We start from the raw sequence: 16,601 nt of genomic DNA, 5'->3' as shown, positions 1-16,601 counted from the left end.
GGAAAACGTCGGGTCTATTGAGGCTCTTTCGCCCCGCCACTACGGTGAACACCTACCCCATCACGTAGGAATTCACCGTGGAAAGCTCAACCCTCGGCATGCTCGTACTGACCCTGATCGCCGTGTTCGGCACCGCGTCGTTTTGTTTCGAGCATTTGGCCACGCGCCGGCCGCGCAAGAAAAAAGCCGAATAGCCGTCACACCTTGATGTCGGGCGGCGGGTCGTTGATCACCAGCGCCTCGGGGATTTCGTCGACACGCGGATCGAGTACCGCGCCCATTGGATGTTCGGGCATGGCGACGTGGTGCAACGGTGCGCCGTCGACCAGGTATTCGCCGGTGACCTGCTTGGGCTGCACGCGCCAGATCAGCAGCAGCGCACAGGCGGAAAACAGCATGTAGAACGCGCCGTGGCCGTAGCTGTTCATCAACGCGCCGCTGAGTATCGGCCCCAGGCTGGCACCAATGCCGTGGGTGGCGAGCATCATCGCGCTCAACGGTACACGTCGCGGCTGCTCGACGTTGTCATTGGCCAGCGCCACCGCCAACGGGTAGAGGGTGAACAGCAGCAAGCCGCTGAGAAAACCGAACAGCAACAACCACGCGTAAGGCAGTTGTACCAGCCCCCACAGCGGGACCACCAACAGCCCCAACGCCAACGCGCAGGCGCGGATCAAGCGCGAGCGGTCAATGCGGTCCGACAGCCAGCCGATGGGCCACTGACCGCACAGCCCGGCAAAAATCGACACCGCGACAAACGTACTTGCCTCACCCGTGCTCAAGCCGTTGCGTGTGGCAAACACCGGGGCCAGGGCGTAGAACGCGCCGATCATCAGGCCGGTGACAAACACGGTGGTCAGCGCCTGGGGCACCCGTTGCCAGAAAAACCCCACTTCCAGCGGTGCCGCTACCAGCTTCGCCGGGTGCAGGCGCTTGGTCATGGTCACCGGCAGCAGGCAGGCGGCAAAGCAGATCGCGACGATAATCAGCGGTTTGAAATCCAGCTCCGGACGCCAGATCAGCACGCCCTGCCCCAGCATCAAGCCCAGGGACACCGCAACCATGTAACCGGCGAACACCGCGCCGCGCCGGTTGTTTTCCGCCTGCTCGTTGAGCCAGCTTTCGATGACCATGTACTGGTTCATCATCACCAGGCCCATCACAAACCGCAGCGCCAGCCAGAACGCCAACTGCTCGAACAACACGTGCAGCAGCACGATGATGGTGGCGACTCCGGCACAGGCCACATACGAGCGCACGTGCCCGACGCCGGCGATCATGCGGTGGCCGAACTTGGCACCGCAGACCATCCCCCCGTAGTACGCCGCCGTCAGCGCACCGATCCACACTTCGTTGATGCCCTGGCTACTCAAGCGCAGGCCGATAAAACTGAAAAACAAGCCGTTGCCGGTGAGCATCAGGATGGTCGCGCTGTACAGCGCGGGGAAGGTCAGAAAAGTCAGGTTCATGGTGGCTCAGAGAGGCTTGTTCACATGGCTGGCATGGGCCAGCAGCCATTGGCGAAAACTGCGCGCCGCCGATGGCGGGTTGCGGTGATGGGGTTGCATCAGGTGCAGGCGCCCCCGGCTGTGCATGGTGTGGGGCAAGGCCATTTGCAGGCGACCGGCGTCGAGTTCGCCTTGCAGCAGACTCTTCCAGCCGAGGGTCACGCCATGGCCCATGACCGCCGACTGCATCAACAGCTGATAGCTGTTGGTGCGCAGCGCATGCCGCGGGGTGTGGTAGTGGGCGCCGACATCGGCAAACCAATCGGTCCAGGTCAGCCAGTCGTGGTAGTGGTCCTCGACGATCAATAAGGTGTGGGCGTGCAGCAAGTGCTCCACATCGCGAATCGGACCGTGACGCTCTATATAGGCAGGGCTACACACAGTGATGACCTGCTCGTTGTCGAACACCGGCGACAGCTCCAGGCCATGGGGCGCCGGCAGTTCGTCGAGGTGATAGAACAGGCCCAGGTCATATTCGCTGACATCCAGATGGCCGGGGCTTTCACTGCACAGGATGCGGATGTCCAGGTCCGGGTGTTCGCGCTGGAATTGCGGCAACAAGCCGGCCAGCCAGATCGAGCTGATGGTCGGCGTGCTGGCCAGGGTCAACTGGCGGTCGGCGCCGCGTCGGCGCAGTTCGGCGGACTCACGATCGAGTTCGCGCAGCAGGCGCTGGATCGTGCGGAAGTAACGCACCCCGGCGGGTGTCAGGCTCAGCCCCTGGGCCAGTCGATAGAACAGCGGGCGGGCGAGGTCTTCTTCCAGGCGCTTGACCTGGCGGCTGACCGCGCTCTGGGTCAGGTTCAATTCATGGGCGGCCTGGGTAAAACTCAAATGGCGGGCCGCCGCTTCGAAAGTCTGCAAGCAATTGAGCGGGGGAAGATCGACGTTTCGGCGCGACATGACAGGTTCCAATAGCAGAGACAGACTCGGGTGCCCTTGATGCCAGCCAGTCAAGCACCCGAAAGCGTAAAACGTCACCTGTGGCGAGGGAGCCAGCTCCCTCGCCACAGGTAGTGCGTTCGCCCTTTACTGACGACTGGCATTCGTTGGCAGGCATCCTGCCAGTTGCTCGCTTACAGCGCGACCCTGGCCACGCGCTTGCTCCATTGGCGGCGGTGCTCCAGCTGGCCGTTCTCCCAGGCAGTCTGCTCCGCTTCGACATAGAACCACTCGGCATCGGCGTGCACGCTCAGACGGCTTTCCACCTCCACCGCCCATTCGTCGCGACCGACGCGGTAGTGCCACTGGATGTCGGCACGGGTCGACAACGGGTCCCAGGCAGAGGTGCGGTATTGCTCAGTGCAACGTTGGTCCACCGCCAGGCCGTGGTCGGTAAACCGCACCGAGCCGAGGTCGTCCTCGATCTTCACGCAGACTTCGCCACTGCCCACGTCTTCGATCAAGGTGCGTTTCGGCGCCGCGGCGCGCAGCACTTGCAGGGCAACCGGAGTGGCGGCCTGCGGCGCTTCGAACGGGCAGTCCACCGCCGCGCCGCTGAACACCGGCAGTTGCAGGCTTTGCAGGGCAGGCAGCAAGGTCAGGGTGGTCAGCTCACGGCTCGGCCACAGCAACGGGAAACTCGCGGTGCTCAAAGCCAGGCGCAGACGATAGCCAGCGGGCAAGCGCATGCCGATGTGGTCCAGGCTCAGGTGCACGTCCATTGGTGCGCCAGGGACTACAGGGGTAACACGGGAAAAGTCCTCACGAAGCGTGAGATTGAGTACGCCATAGCTGATCTGTGTGACCTGGCCATCCGGCGCAATCGCATTCAGCCGCGCCACCAATTGACCGCAAGCCGTGTCACTGGCCAGGTGCAGCGTGAGACGCGCATCGCCCAATAGCGCCAGCGGTTCAGTCAGCACCGGCGAGTCGAAGCACAGCGAATGAGCGTCGTCGCGGCGCTGGTCAGTCGGGCCGTCGGGGCCGAACCAGATGGCGCAGTACTCGCCCTGGTGCAGGCCGGTGGTCAGCGGCGAACAGATACTGCGCGGCGTGGCCAATGGTTGTCGGCCAGGGATCAGGCCGTGCTCGCCGAGGCTGAAATCAGTCCACTGCACCTGGGGCGCCGGCCACCCCGCCGTCTGCACCCAGATCCCCGGTCGCTCGGCGTAACTGCCCTTGGGCGGCAGCACATCCTGTAGGAAGAATGTGCAGGCCGCATCATCCATTACCCCGTTATCGATGCCTTTCAACCAGTGATCCCACCAGCGTTTGGCTTCTTGCAGAAAGCCGATGGCCGGATTCGGCACGGCGAAGTGTGGATATTTGTGAATCCACGGGCCGATCATTGCCTTCTTCGGCCCCGGAAGATGCTGCATCAGCCGCGACACGGTATTGCGGTAGGCATCACCCCAGCCGCCCACCGCATACACCGCCGCCTTGATCTGTGAATAGTCCTCGCACACCGAGCCGTGGCGCCAGTAATCGTCGCGGGTCTGGTGTTGCAACCAGGTTTCGGCGAGCAGCGGCATGCTGTCCAGGCGTTGCTGCCAAAGGGTTTTCCAGGCGTCGCCAACCAGCAGCGGGTCGGGCACGGCAGCGCTGAAATTGAGCATGGTCGCGGCCCAGCCAAAGTTCTCCAGCAGCAGGTTGCCGCCCTTGTAGTGGATGTCATCGGCGAAGCGGTCGTCGGTGGAGCACAGGGTGATGATCGCCTTCAGCGCCTCGGGTTGGCGCGCCGCGACTTGCAGGCCGTTGAAGCCGCCCCAGGAGATGCCCATCATGCCGACGTTGCCGTCGCACCACGGCTGCTGGCACAGCCAGTCGATCACTTCGAGGGCGTCGTCCTGTTCCTGCAACAGGTATTCGTCGGCCATCAAGCCTTCGGATTCGCCGTTGCCGCGCATGTCGACACGCACGCACACGTAGCCCTGCCCGGCCATCCACGGGTGAGTCAGCGCATCGCGCACGGCCGTACCGTCGCGTTTGCGGTACGGCAGGTATTCGAGGATGGCGGGGAAGGTTTGCAGGCCGGCGACTTCCGGCAGCCAGATGCGCGCGGCCAGCTGGGTGCCGTCCTTCAGCGGGATCAGGCAGTGCTCGATTTCACGGACCTTGTAGGCAAATTCGGTAACGATTTCCATCGGTAACTCCAAACTTTTATTGCGAACAAACGACGCCCCCGCGCTCGTCGTGGAGCGCGTGGGCAGACACACAGGTTTGAGGGTCTAGCGGGCAAATTCGGTGACGGCGCTGGTACCACGCAGCTCGGGCTCAGTGGTCGGTCGCAAGCGTTTCACGTCGAGCAACGCCGGGTTCTTCAGCCAGAAAATCAGTGAGGTACTGGCCAGCAGCACCAGGATCATCCCCGGCAAACCACCGAGGTTGGACAGCATCTTCACCCCGTCGATGCCGATGAACGACACCATCACCCACGACACTGTGCCGATGATCACGCCCCACACGATCTTCAACATCGGGTTGCCGTCGAGGTCGGAGTCGGCAGTCACACCTTTGCTGCACAGGTTGGCGATCACGTCGGTGCTGGAGTCCGCCGCGGTGACAAACGAGATGAACGCCACGAACAGCAGGAACGCGATCATCAAGCCGCTGGCCGGCAGGTGCTGGAACATCTGGTACAGCACATGCTCCACGCCCTGTTCGTTCAATACGCGGTTGAGGCTGCCGTCTCCGAGCGCATCGAAATACAGGCTGGCGCCGGAGAAGATGCAGATCCACACCGCCGTGAACAACGCCGGGTAGAGCATGTTGATATGGATGAATTCGCGCACGGTGTAGCCCCGACCGATCTTGCCGAGAAACAGCGCGCTGACCGGCGCCCAGGCAAACCACACCGACCAGTAGAACACCGTCCAACTCTGCGGCCAGGTGTCGCCGCTTGCGGCGCCGGTGGACAGGCTGCGGCTGAAGAAGGTGTCGAGGTACACGCCGAGGGATTCGACGCCGAGGCTGAACATGTACAGGGTCGGCCCGCACAACAGCACGAACAGGCCGAGGGCGAGCATGATCCAGGTGTTGAACGACGACAGCATCACAATGCCGCGCTGCAGGCCGCTGGCGGCCGAGGCGACAAAGGTGATGACGATGATCGCGATGATGATCGCTAAACGGAACGGTGTAGTTTCGCCGCCGATGTATTGGCTCAGGCCTCCGGCCAGAGTCAGTGCGCCCGTGCCCAGGGACGAGGCCATGCCGGCGACCAGGGCGAACATCGCCAAGGTGTCGATCAGCCCGGCGTAGCGCTTGACCCGCGCCGCGCCCAGCAAGGGTTCGAGCATCGCGCCAATCGAGAAGTTACTGCGGCGGTTGTAGAACACCAGCGCAAATACCAGGGACGGCACCAGGTAGATGGCGTATGGGGTGATGGTCCAGTGCAGGAACATGGTCGACATAGCAAAGCTTTTCGCCGCTGAACTGCCCGCTTCAATCGGCAGGCTGGTCGGTGGGGAATACAGGTGGTAGAGCGGTTCGGCAGTGGTCCAGAACAGCACGCCGACGGCCAGTGTGGTGCACAGCGCCACCATGAACCAGCGCCATTTGCTCAGCAACGGCCGAGCGTCCTCACCGCCGATGCGCACCTTGCCCAATGCGGAGAAATACACGATAGCGGTCAGCACCACCATGGCAAACGAGCCAGCGCTGAACAGCCAGGAGAAGTTCTTGAGGATCAGGTTGTTGAGCTGCTTGCTCAGCGCAAGGAATGCATTCAGGTCGACGTAGCTGGCGATCACCGCCGCCAGCAGGATCAGGAAAGTTGGCCAGAACACCAACGGACGCAATGGATATTTCATGTAGAGCCATTCCCCTTGCAGACTATTTTTATCGCCTTGAAAGGCCATTGTTAGAGGGCGGGCACCGCAGCATCCTGCCGTCGGCAGCTCGCCTGGAAGTCTTCGCGTGGCTATAGATAACCGTTTAAGCGGCCAGGGGCGCAATCGACCAATGTGCATGGGGGTATTCCCCCACGTCATGGCGCACCGGCACAGTTCAAGGTGAACGTGCAGTGCACAACGGCAAGGCGCCAAGAGGAAAATCGCAGACGAAAAAAAGCCCGCTCAATGAGCGGGCTTTCTAGTGGTGACCTGGCGTTCAGTGTTCCAGGTTACCGAATATGGCGCAGCGGACGGGACTCGAACCCGCGACCCCCGGCGTGACAGGCCGGTATTCTAACCGACTGAACTACCGCTGCGCGTAACACTTGAAGCGAATGGTGGGTGATGACGGGATCGAACCGCCGACCCTCTGCTTGTAAGGCAGATGCTCTCCCAGCTGAGCTAATCACCCTTCGTTTCGGTGTGGGCGGCATCATACATCAAAAATCCGCAATGTCTTGATTTAAATGCAATTTATTTGAAATATTTTTCTGTAGACGGCGCAAACCCCGTAAATACGGGCTTGCGGGGCCCAAACGCGACTCTATTGCGTTTACCCGACACTTGGCCTCACAATTAAAAACCATTCTCAATAACGCTCGAGCCACGCCTATGTCTGTGGGTGAACCGCCCTTCCAGCGGGAAATTACCGCGCTCTACAGCGAGCATCACGGCTGGCTGCTGGCGTGGCTGCGGCGCAAATTGGGCTGTCGCCAGAACGCGGCGGACCTGGCGCAAGACACCTTTGCGCGCATCCTCAATGCACGCGAATCCGTGGCGCACATCCGCGAACCACGGGCGTACCTGAGTACCACGGCGCGACGCCTGATAATCGATCAGGCGCGACGCAGGCAGATTGAACAAGCGTATCTGCAAGAGTTGGCACTGACGGTGGACGCCCTCGAAGGATTCCAATCGCCGGAACAGATCCATACCACCCTCGAAGCCCTGGAGCAGATCGCGTTTATCCTCGAAGGCATGCATGAGTACTCGCGCCAGGCGTTCGTACTCTATTACCTCGAAGAATTGACCCAGCAACAGATCGCCCAACAGCTGAAGTTGTCGGAACGCACCGTGCGCAAGTACCTGATCCAGGCACTCATGCATTGCAGCCATAGCCTGGATACTTGATCGCACATGCCCGACGCCCGCCAACAGATCGAAGAGCAAGCCGCCGAATGGATGCTGCGCCTGCACGAAGGGGAACTGAGCGAGGCCCAGCAGCTGGCATTCGAATGCTGGAAGCAACAGGGCCCGCATTACGCCGCAGCGGCCGCGCGCATGGAAGAAGTCATCACCCGGATGCAGGCCCTGCGTGGCACCAGGTCGCCGGCGCGGTCGGCATTAAGCGCGGCGTTTGCCCACCAGAAAGCCCATCGCCGCAAAAATGCCGTGCGCGCCCTGCTGCTGGCGTGCAGCCTGGCGATTCCAGCGGCGGCGCTGCTGGTCAGCCCGTACCCGCAACAATGGATGGCCGATGTGCGCAACGGTCCGGGTCAGTGGCAAACCCTGCAACTGGCGGACGGTTCCACGTTGACGCTGAACGGGATCAGCGCGGCGAATCTGCATTTCGACGCCGTGCAGCGCCGCATCGAGCTGCTGCAAGGCGAGATCCTGGTGGAGGTGGCTCACGACCCGGCCCGGCCGTTTATCGTGCAGACCGCCCAAGGCACCTTGCGGGCGCTGGGCACGCGGTTTGTGGTCAAGCGTGACGGTGATGTCACCGTATTGAGCATGTTGCAGTCGCGGGTCGCGGCGCAGAGCGCGAACACCCAGCAGACCCTGGAAGTCGATGCCGGCACCCAGGCCCTGCTCAGCCACGACGGCGTGCGCCTGAGCGGCCGCATCGACCCCGCCAGCATCAATGATGCCTGGCGCCGTCACCAATTGGTCGTGGACAACCGGCCATTGCCCGAGGTGCTCGATGAGATCGCCCGTCACCATGCCGCACATGTGCAATTCGACCGCGCCGCCCTGCAAAACCTGCGCGTATCGGCGGTGATCCCCCTGGACGACAGCAACCACGCCCTGCAGTTACTCGCGCAAACCTTACCGATCAAGGTCAGAAACTTTACCAACTGGCTGATCTTCGTCGACCGCGACGACAGCGCCAAAAAATAATTATTCGCATTAGCTTCCGGTTTTCTCAGACTTGCCCGTCAAGCAAGGTAATTCGACACGTAAAGGATTGCCTTCACCATGCAGACCCCTTCCTACTCACGCGGGCGCTTTGACCTACTGAAAATCGCGCCCCTGTCCTTGGCCATACTCACCGCCACCGTGCTGAACATCAGACCGGCGCAGGCCGACACGGCCAACGTCGTCGCCCCCGCCTACGACATCCCCGCAGGCCCCCTGGGGGCATCGCTCAATCGCTTTGCGCAACAGGCCGGCGTGGCCATCGTGTTTCAATCCCCCGCGCTGGAGGGCCTCAACGGCCCGGGGTTGCAAGGCAACTACGCCATCCAGGAGGGCTTCGACCGCCTGCTGCAAGGCAGTGGTTATCGCGCGGTTAAAGACGGCCAGGTATATGCGCTGCAGCCCGCCCCCACGGCCGACAACGGCACCCTGGAACTGGGCCCGACCCAGGTCAGCGCCAACCTGCTGGGCAACGTTACCGAAGACACCGGTTCCTACACACCCGGCGCCATCGCGACCTCGACCCGCCTGGTGCTGACGCCCAAGGAAACCCCGCAATCGGTGTCGGTGGTCACCCGCCAGCACATGGATGACTTCGGCCTGAACAACGTCGACGACGTGATGCGCCACACTCCCGGCATCACCGTGTCGGCCTTTGACAGCGAGCGCAGCAACTACTATGCGCGCGGCTTCTCGATCAACAACTTCCAGTACGACGGCATCCCCTCGACCGCGCGCAACGTCGCGTACTCGGCGGGCAACACCCTGAGCGACATGGCGATCTACGACCGCGTCGAAGTGCTCAAGGGCGCCACCGGCCTGCTCACCGGCGCCGGCTCACTGGGCGCGACCATCAATCTGGTGCGCAAGAAACCCACTGCAGACTTCCAGGGCCACGCGAGCCTCGGCGCCGGCTCGTGGGACAACTATCGCAGCGAACTGGACGTCAGCGGCCCGCTGACCGACAGCGGCAACGTGCGTGGCCGAGCCGTCGCGGCGTACCAGGACAAGCATTCCTTCATGGACCACTACTCGCGCCAGAGCCCGACGTACTACGGCATCATGGAATTCGACCTGTCACCCGATACCCTGTTGACCGTAGGCGGTGACTACCAGGACACGCTGCCAAAGGGCTCGTCCTGGTCGGGCAGCTTTCCGCTGATCGACTCCCAGGGCAATCGCAACAGCGTCAAGCGCTCGTTCAACAACGCCGCCGAGTGGAGCAGTTGGGAGCAATACACCCGCACGGTATTCGCCATGCTGGAACATGACCTGGGCAATGGCTGGGTCACCAAGCTGCAACTGGACCACAAGATCAACGGCTACCACGCGCTGATGGGCTCGATTCAGGGCGACCAGCCGCAGCCGGATGGCACCGCGCAATTGACCTCGGGCAAATACACCGGCGAGACCGTCAGCGATTCCGCCGACCTGTATGTGAGCGGGCCGTACAGCCTCGGTGGGCGTGAACATGAGTTGGTGCTGGGCGGTTCGATCAGCGCGTCGGAATGGAACGGCAAAGGCTATTGGAACCTGGCACCCAATATTGTCGACTTCAATCACTGGCGCGGCCACGCGACGATGCCGGACTGGGGCAAGGCGCAATCGCTGATCGACGACACCGTGCGCCAGACCGGCGCCTACGCGACCACGCGCCTGAACCTCGCCGACGACCTCAAGGTGTTGCTCGGCGCACGCCTGGTCAACTATCAGGTCACCGGCTACAACCCCAACTATCGCGAGTCCGGGCGGGTCGTGCCGTATGTTGGTGCGGTCTACGACCTGAACGACACGTACACGGTGTACGCCAGCTACACCGACATTTTCATGCCCCAGGAAAACTACAACCGCGACCGCGACAACAAGCTGCTGGAGCCGGACGAAGGCCAGAACTGGGAACTGGGGATCAAGGCCGACTTCCTCGATGGCCGGGTCAACGCCAGCGCGGCGTACTTTGAGATCCATGAGTCCAATCGCGCGCTGTCTGACGACGAGTACAACAATCTCAAGCCGACACCGAGCAACTATGCCTACAAGAGCAGCAAGGCGGTAACCAAGGGTTATGAAGTGGAGATGTCCGGCGAAGTCGCCCCGGGCTGGCAGCTCCAGGCGGGCTACACGCACAAGATTGTGCGCGACGATCAGGGCGTGAAGATCTCCACGTTTGAGCCTGAAGACCAGGTCAAGCTGTACACCACCTACAAACTCAAGGGCAACCTCGACAAGTTGACCGTCGGCGGCGGCGTGCGCTGGCAGAGCGTGGGCTGGCAGGACATCTACAACAGCCCGCGCGGCGGCTATGAAGAGTTTTCCCAGGATGCTTATTGGCTGGTGGACCTTATGAGCAAGTATCAGATCAGCAAAAACCTGTCGGCGACGTTGAACGTCAACAATATCTTCGACAAGTCCTACTACACCAACATCGGCTTCTATAACTCTGCGGCCTATGGCGAGCCGCGCAACTTCATGGTCACTACCCGCTGGGATTTCTAAACGCCAACATACCTTGTGCCTACAAAAATCGCAGACAAAAAAAGCCCGCTCATTGAGCGGGCTTTCTACGTTCAATATTGCAATGAGGCGGCGCGGATCACTTGAGCAGTCTGCTACTCAATCAAGTGGACCGAAGTTCCAGGTGCTGGCACACGTGCGTCGGCTGTGTGTTTCAGGATCTGATCATGAGTCATCACGTTTACTTGACCAACACTTTATCGATTTCCTGAACCAGGGACCTTGGTGTGGGCGTATCGGCGTACTGCCGAGCCATCTCCATTGGGTCGACCATTGGCGTGGTTACCCCGTCGAAGGAGAAACCGCCGACCACATAACGTGCGAAGGTAGGCGACGCCGGGTCTTCATCGACCTGCCAATACCCGTCATACCGTGTCGCCAGGTACTCGCCGATGTAGTAACCGATACGGGTAATGAACCATATACGGTTGGCCTCACTGATCACTGCACTTCGAAAACCGCTGTCCAATTGGGCCAAAAATTTCCCGGGCGTGTTCAGGACCTCGTGAGGTTGTTCAAACCCTAGGCTGGTGCAGAATTCATGGAGCACCGGCAGGCGCTCGGATTTGAATGTTGAAAAACCAGCCTTGCGACGCGCCAGCAATTGCTCGTCTGCCACTGGCCTGGCGATTTTTCTGGGTGGACTCGTCCTGCCGGGATATGCAAGGAAGGAATTTCAGGCACAAAAAAGCCCGCTCAATGAGCGGGCTTCCTGTGGTGACCTGGCGTTCAGTGTTCCAGGTTACCGAATATGGCGCAGCGGACGGGACTCGAACCCGCGACCCCCGGCGTGACAGGCCGGTATTCTAACCGACTGAACTACCGCTGCGCGTAACACATGAGGCGAATGGTGGGTGATGACGGGATCGAACCGCCGACCCTCTGCTTGTAAGGCAGATGCTCTCCCAGCTGAGCTAATCACCCTTCGTCTCGGTGTGGCGCGCATTCTACGGAGCGACCCAAGGTCTGGCAAGCACTTTCTTAAATCTTTTTTTTGAGGCCTTCCAATGGCTTAGGCAGGGTTGGCCTCAGACGTGATCAAGACAATAATGCCCGCCTTTGTATAAAGGAGAGACTCACCCCATGTGGTTCAAGAACCTGCTTATCTATCGCCTGACCCAAGATCTGCCCGTTGATGCCGAGGCGTTGGAAGCGGCCATGGCCACCAAACTGGCGCGCCCGTGTGCCAGCCAGGAGTTGACCACTTACGGTTTCGTCGCGCCTTTCGGTAAAGGTGAAGACGCTCCCCTGGTTCACGTCAGCGGTGACTTCCTGCTGATCGCTGCGCGCAAGGAAGAACGTATCCTGCCGGGTAGCGTGGTGCGTGACGCACTGAAAGAAAAAGTCGAAGAAATCGAGGCCGAGCAAATGCGCAAGGTCTATAAGAAGGAACGCGACCAGCTCAAGGATGAAATCATCCAGGCCTTCCTGCCGCGCGCCTTTATCCGTCGTTCGTCGACCTTCGCCGCCATCGCGCCAAAACAGGGCCTGATCCTGGTGAACTCGGCCAGCCCGAAACGCGCCGAAGATCTGCTGTCGACACTGCGTGAAGTGATCGGCACCCTGCCCGTTCGCCCGCTGACCGTAAAAACAGCGCCAACCGCGATCATGACCGACTGGGTCACCACCCAGAAACCGGCCGATGACTTCTTCGTCCTCGACGAATGCGAACTGCGCGACACCCACGAAGACGGCGGCATCGTGCGCTGCAAGCGCCAGGACCTGACCGGCGAAGAGATCCAGCTGCACCTGACCACCGGCAAAGTCGTGACCCAACTGGCCCTGGCCTGGCAGGACAAGCTGTCCTTCATGCTTGACGACAAGATGACCGTCAAACGCCTGAAGTTCGAAGACCTGCTGCAAGACCAGGCGGAACAGGACGGCGGCGACGAAGCCCTGGGCCAACTGGACGCAAGCTTCACCCTGATGATGCTGACGTTCGGCGAGTTCATCCCGGCGCTGGTTGAAGCCCTGGGCGGTGAAGAGACGCCACAAGGCATCTAAGCCATGTGAAGCTCTACCTATAGAAGCGGGCTTGTGTGGGAGCGGGCTTGCTCGCGAATGCGGCGGATCAGTCGCCACCACGGTTGACTGACACAGCGTATTCGCGGGCAAGCCCGCTCCCACATTTGATTGGGTTTCCAAGCAGAATCATTCACTAATAACAAGGACACTCCCATGCGCGCACTCGCCGCCCTGAGCCGCTTCGTCGGCAATACCTTCGCCTACTGGGTGCTGATGTTCGCGGTACTGGCGTTCCTCGAACCGGGCTGGTTCATCGGCCTGAAAACCGCCATCGTGCCGCTGCTGGGCCTGGTGATGTTCGGCATGGGGCTGACCCTCAAGATTGATGACTTCGCCGAGGTCGCCCGCCATCCGTGGCGCGTCGCCCTGGGCGTGGTCGCACACTTTGTGATCATGCCGGGCGTGGCGTGGTTGCTGTGCCAGGCGTTCCACCTGCCGCCGGAAATTGCCGTCGGCGTGATTCTGGTCGGTTGCTGCCCAAGCGGCACCTCGTCCAACGTGATGACCTGGCTGGCCCGTGGCGACCTGGCGCTGTCGGTGGCCATCGCCGCCGTCACCACCCTCCTCGCCCCGCTGCTCACCCCGGCGCTGATCTGGTTGCTGGCCTCGGCCTGGCTGCCGGTATCGTTCATGGAGCTATTCTGGTCGATCCTGCAAGTGGTGCTGCTGCCGATCGTGCTCGGCGTAGTCGCGCAGCGTGTGCTCGGCGAACGCGTACGGCATGCGGTGGACGTGTTGCCATTGGTATCGGTGGTGAGCATCGTGATCATCGTCGCCGCGGTGGTGGCCGCCAGCCAGGCGAAGATCGCCGAATCAGGCCTACTGATCATGGCCGTGGTGATGCTGCATAACAGCTTCGGCTACCTGTTGGGCTACTTCACCGGCCGCGTGTTCAAGCTGCCATTGGCGCAGCGCAAGTCGTTGGCGCTGGAAGTCGGCATGCAGAACTCCGGGCTGGGCGCCGCACTGGCCAGTGCACATTTCTCGCCGCTGGCGGCGGTGCCGAGTGCGCTGTTCAGCGTCTGGCACAATATTTCCGGGGCATTGCTGTCGACCTACTTCCGCCGCATGAGCGAGAAAGAAGACCGTCGCATACTGGAGAACACCCCACAAACTTGATCCGCCGGGCACAGTTCGGCACTCTAACGAACTTCGCGGGGACGACCCCGCGACGCTCTCAAGCGCCTAATCCGGGGACGACCCCACGTCTATATAGAAGAGGGTCAGCATGTCCTGGATCATTCTGTTTTTTGCCGGATTGTTTGAAGTCGGCTGGGCCGTCGGCTTGAAATACACCGATGGCTTCAGCAAGCCCCTGCCCACCGCCCTGACGATTGTCGCCATGGCCATCAGCCTTGGCCTGCTGGGGCTGGCCGTGAAGGAACTGCCGCTGGGCACCGCCTATGCAGTCTGGACCGGCGTGGGCGCCGTGGGTACGGTGATTGCCGGGATTATCCTGTTTGGCGAATCCATGGCGTTGTTTCGGTTGGCCAGTGTGGCGTTGATTATTTGCGGGCTCATTGGGCTCAAGATCAGCACTTAGGCCACTACCGCTTTCGCGAGCAAGCCTGCTCCCACATTTGACCGCGTTCCACTTTTGGAATACGGGCGAATGTGGGAGCGGGCTTGCCCGCGAAGAGGCCCGCCCCTTCAACACAAACCTACCTGACACTTCCCCGCAACCCACCAACCACCTCCTGCAATCTTGCAGGCGTCGGCTCTGGCACTGGCTCACCTGCCACCAACACCACCCGCGACCAGATCCGGTGAAAGAAGCCCTTGTTCGGATCGCGACTGAAAAAGCTCCCCCACAACCCCTGCAACGCCAGCGGAATAACCGGCACCGGCGTCTCCTCCAGAATCCGCGTCACCCCACCGCGAAACTCATTCATCTCGCCGTCAGCCGTCAACTTGCCTTCCGGAAAGATGCACACCAACTCGCCGTCCTTCAGATACTGCGCAATCCGCGTGAAGGCCTTTTCGTAGATCTGAATGTCCTCATGCCGCCCGGCAATCGGAATCGCTCCGGCTGTGCGGAAGATAAAGTTCAGCACCGGCAAGTGGTAGATCTTGTAGTACATGACGAAGCGAATCGGCCGACGCACCGCGCCGCCAATCAACAGCGCATCGACAAACGACACGTGGTTGCACACCAGCAATGCCGCCCCCTCATCCGGGATCGCTTCCAGGTTGCGGTGCTCCACGCGGTACATGGAATGGCTGAGCAGCCAGATCATGAAACGCATGGTGAACTCGGGCACGATCTTGAAGATGTAGGTGTTCACCGCGATGTTGAGCAGCGACACCACCAGGAACAACTCCGGAATCGACAGCTTGGCCACGCTGAGCAGCAGGATCGAGACAATCGCCGACACCACCATGAACAACGCATTGAGAATGTTGTTCGCCGCGATCACCCGTGCGCGTTCGTTCTCGGCAGTACGCGACTGGATCAGCGCATACAGCGGCACGATATAAAAGCCGCCAAACACGCCCAGCCCGAGGATGTCGAACAACACCCACCACGCCTGGCCATGGCTCAACACCGCGAGCCAATCGTTGGCCTGTACGTTCTGCGGGAAGCCCCCGGAGTGCCACCACAGCAGCAGGCCAAACACCGTCAGGCCGAATGAACCGAACGGCACCAGGCCGATTTCCACCTTACGCCCGGAGAGTTTTTCGCAGAGCATCGAACCGAGGGCGATACCCACCGAGAACACGGTGAGGATCAGCGTCACTACGGTTTCGTCGCCGTACAACCATTCCTTGGCGTAGGCCGGGATTTGCGTCAGGTAGATCGCACCGACAAACCAGAACCATGAGTTGCCGACAATGGACCGTGACACCGCGGGTGTCTGCCCCAGGCCCAGGCGCAAAGTGGCCCAGGATTCACTGAAGATATTCCAGTTCAAACGCAGCCCCGGCGTCGACGCCGCCGCCCGCGGAATACTGCGGCTGGCCAGATAACCGAGCACCGCCACGCCGACAATCGCCACCGCTACCACTGGCGCGTAATGGGTCGACGACATCATGATCCCGGCGCCAATGGTGCCGGCCAGGATCGCCAGGAACGTCCCCATCTCCACCAGGCCGTTGCCGCCCACCAGCTCATCTTCGCGCAGGGCCTGGGGCATGATCGAGTACTTCACCGGCCCGAACAGCGCCGAATGGGTGCCCATGGCAAACAACGCCAGCAGCATCAATTCCAGATGGTTGGTCAAGAAGCCCGCGGCGCCCACGGCCATGATCACGATCTCGCCGATCTTGATCGCGCGGATCAACGCGTCCTTGTTGAATTTCTCGCCAAACTGCCCGGCCAGCGCCGAGAACAGGAAGAACGGCAGGATGAACAGCAACGCGCACAGGTTGACCCAGATCGAACGGTCACCGTCGATGGTCAGCTTGTAGAGAATGGCGAGGATCAGCGATTGCTTGAAGATGTTGTCGTTGAAAGCACCCAGCAACTGGGTAATGAAAAACGGCAGGAAGCGCCGTGTGCGCAGCAAGGTGAATTGCGAGGGGTGGCTCATCGTCCGTGTTCCTGCGTGGCCTGTTTTTTTGTAAAAGCATTCAGGCCACGACT

General features: G+C 61.1%; 12 protein-coding genes and 4 tRNA genes. 6 read left to right on the top strand and 10 right to left on the bottom strand.

Annotated elements, in window-relative coordinates:
- Positions 1–197: 197 nt before the first annotated feature.
- From AC3ISR_RS09670 to AC3ISR_RS09645, 6 genes are all read right to left on the bottom strand, one after another.
- On the bottom strand, positions 198–1,469 hold the full coding sequence (locus AC3ISR_RS09670; protein ID WP_192298877.1) for an MFS transporter: 1,272 nt from the start codon (positions 1,467–1,469) through the stop codon (positions 198–200).
- Between the two features lie 6 nt (positions 1,470–1,475).
- Positions 1,476–2,411 carry a LysR substrate-binding domain-containing protein gene (locus AC3ISR_RS09665; protein ID WP_192298876.1) on the bottom strand — a complete coding sequence of 312 codons (936 nt, stop codon included), beginning with the start codon at positions 2,409–2,411 and terminating at the stop codon, positions 1,476–1,478.
- Between the two features lie 173 nt (positions 2,412–2,584).
- Positions 2,585–4,594: a CocE/NonD family hydrolase gene (locus AC3ISR_RS09660; protein ID WP_463984290.1), complete on the bottom strand. Its 2,010-nt coding sequence runs from the start codon at positions 4,592–4,594 to the stop codon at positions 2,585–2,587.
- A gap of 84 nt (positions 4,595–4,678) precedes the next feature.
- On the bottom strand, positions 4,679–6,262 hold the full coding sequence (locus AC3ISR_RS09655) for a BCCT family transporter (protein ID WP_489324727.1): 1,584 nt from the start codon (positions 6,260–6,262) through the stop codon (positions 4,679–4,681).
- Between the two features lie 321 nt (positions 6,263–6,583).
- Positions 6,584–6,660, bottom strand: a tRNA-Asp gene (locus tag AC3ISR_RS09650).
- A gap of 19 nt (positions 6,661–6,679) precedes the next feature.
- Positions 6,680–6,755: transfer RNA gene (locus AC3ISR_RS09645), tRNA-Val, on the bottom strand.
- Positions 6,756–6,955: 200 nt separating this feature from the next.
- Between AC3ISR_RS09645 and AC3ISR_RS09640 the strand changes: the two genes are divergently transcribed.
- From AC3ISR_RS09640 to AC3ISR_RS09630, 3 genes are all read left to right on the top strand, one after another.
- A complete protein-coding gene (locus AC3ISR_RS09640) occupies positions 6,956–7,474 on the top strand; it encodes a sigma-70 family RNA polymerase sigma factor (RefSeq protein ID WP_192298873.1) in 519 nt (172 codons plus the stop codon).
- Positions 7,475–7,480: 6 nt separating this feature from the next.
- Entirely contained in the window at positions 7,481–8,464 is a 984-nt protein-coding gene (locus AC3ISR_RS09635) for a FecR family protein (protein WP_192298872.1), read from the top strand.
- A gap of 78 nt (positions 8,465–8,542) precedes the next feature.
- The gene (locus AC3ISR_RS09630; RefSeq protein ID WP_489324725.1) at positions 8,543–10,975 is read left to right on the top strand and encodes a TonB-dependent siderophore receptor; all 2,433 of its coding nucleotides are present in this window, start codon (positions 8,543–8,545) and stop codon (positions 10,973–10,975) included.
- 199 nt (positions 10,976–11,174) lie between these two features.
- Here the strand turns inward: AC3ISR_RS09630 and AC3ISR_RS09625 are convergent, their stop codons facing one another.
- The 3 genes from AC3ISR_RS09625 to AC3ISR_RS09615 all read right to left on the bottom strand — a co-directional run bounded on the left by AC3ISR_RS09625 (position 11,175) and on the right by AC3ISR_RS09615 (position 11,917).
- Positions 11,175–11,471 (bottom strand): hypothetical protein, encoded by a 297-nt coding sequence (locus tag AC3ISR_RS09625; protein WP_489324724.1) that lies wholly within the window; start codon positions 11,469–11,471, stop codon positions 11,175–11,177.
- A 274-nt stretch (positions 11,472–11,745) separates the two neighbouring features.
- Positions 11,746–11,822: transfer RNA gene (locus tag AC3ISR_RS09620), tRNA-Asp, on the bottom strand.
- Between the two features lie 19 nt (positions 11,823–11,841).
- Positions 11,842–11,917, bottom strand: a tRNA-Val gene (locus AC3ISR_RS09615).
- A 159-nt stretch (positions 11,918–12,076) separates the two neighbouring features.
- Between AC3ISR_RS09615 and rdgC the strand changes: the two genes are divergently transcribed.
- From rdgC to sugE, 3 genes are all read left to right on the top strand, one after another.
- Complete coding sequence (gene rdgC / locus AC3ISR_RS09610) at positions 12,077–12,997, top strand: recombination-associated protein RdgC (protein ID WP_192298869.1); 921 nt, start codon at positions 12,077–12,079, stop codon at positions 12,995–12,997.
- 174 nt (positions 12,998–13,171) lie between these two features.
- Positions 13,172–14,137: a bile acid:sodium symporter family protein gene (locus AC3ISR_RS09605; RefSeq protein WP_463984293.1), complete on the top strand. Its 966-nt coding sequence runs from the start codon at positions 13,172–13,174 to the stop codon at positions 14,135–14,137.
- 109 nt (positions 14,138–14,246) lie between these two features.
- A complete protein-coding gene (sugE, locus tag AC3ISR_RS09600) occupies positions 14,247–14,561 on the top strand; it encodes a quaternary ammonium compound efflux SMR transporter SugE (protein WP_105524638.1) in 315 nt (104 codons plus the stop codon).
- Between the two features lie 118 nt (positions 14,562–14,679).
- On the opposite strand, the gene AC3ISR_RS09595 is transcribed toward sugE, so the two are convergent.
- The gene (locus tag AC3ISR_RS09595; RefSeq protein WP_489324723.1) at positions 14,680–16,548 is read right to left on the bottom strand and encodes an MFS transporter; all 1,869 of its coding nucleotides are present in this window, start codon (positions 16,546–16,548) and stop codon (positions 14,680–14,682) included.
- Between the last annotated feature and the right edge of the window lie 53 nt (positions 16,549–16,601).

The organism is Pseudomonas sp. GL_117 (assembly GCF_057835125.1).
The sequence above is the reverse complement of the archived record's forward strand: the minus strand, read 5'-3'. Positions and strand labels throughout refer to the sequence as shown.

Bases quoted from the DNA above. Each gene is read 5' to 3' on its own strand.
- AC3ISR_RS09670 (WP_192298877.1), bottom strand. From the start codon at position 1,469: ATGAACCTGACTTTTCTGACCTTCCCCGCGCTGTACAGCGCGACCATC.
- AC3ISR_RS09665 (WP_192298876.1), bottom strand. From the start codon at position 2,411: ATGTCGCGCCGAAACGTCGATCTTCCCCCGCTCAATTGCTTGCAGACT.
- AC3ISR_RS09660 (WP_463984290.1), bottom strand. From the start codon at position 4,594: ATGGAAATCGTTACCGAATTTGCCTACAAGGTCCGTGAAATCGAGCAC.
- AC3ISR_RS09655 (WP_489324727.1), bottom strand. From the start codon at position 6,262: ATGAAATATCCATTGCGTCCGTTGGTGTTCTGGCCAACTTTCCTGATC.
- AC3ISR_RS09640 (WP_192298873.1), top strand. From the start codon at position 6,956: ATGTCTGTGGGTGAACCGCCCTTCCAGCGGGAAATTACCGCGCTCTAC.
- AC3ISR_RS09635 (WP_192298872.1), top strand. From the start codon at position 7,481: ATGCCCGACGCCCGCCAACAGATCGAAGAGCAAGCCGCCGAATGGATG.
- AC3ISR_RS09630 (WP_489324725.1), top strand. From the start codon at position 8,543: ATGCAGACCCCTTCCTACTCACGCGGGCGCTTTGACCTACTGAAAATC.
- rdgC (WP_192298869.1), top strand. From the start codon at position 12,077: ATGTGGTTCAAGAACCTGCTTATCTATCGCCTGACCCAAGATCTGCCC.
- AC3ISR_RS09605 (WP_463984293.1), top strand. From the start codon at position 13,172: ATGCGCGCACTCGCCGCCCTGAGCCGCTTCGTCGGCAATACCTTCGCC.
- sugE (WP_105524638.1), top strand. From the start codon at position 14,247: ATGTCCTGGATCATTCTGTTTTTTGCCGGATTGTTTGAAGTCGGCTGG.
- AC3ISR_RS09595 (WP_489324723.1), bottom strand. From the start codon at position 16,548: ATGAGCCACCCCTCGCAATTCACCTTGCTGCGCACACGGCGCTTCCTG.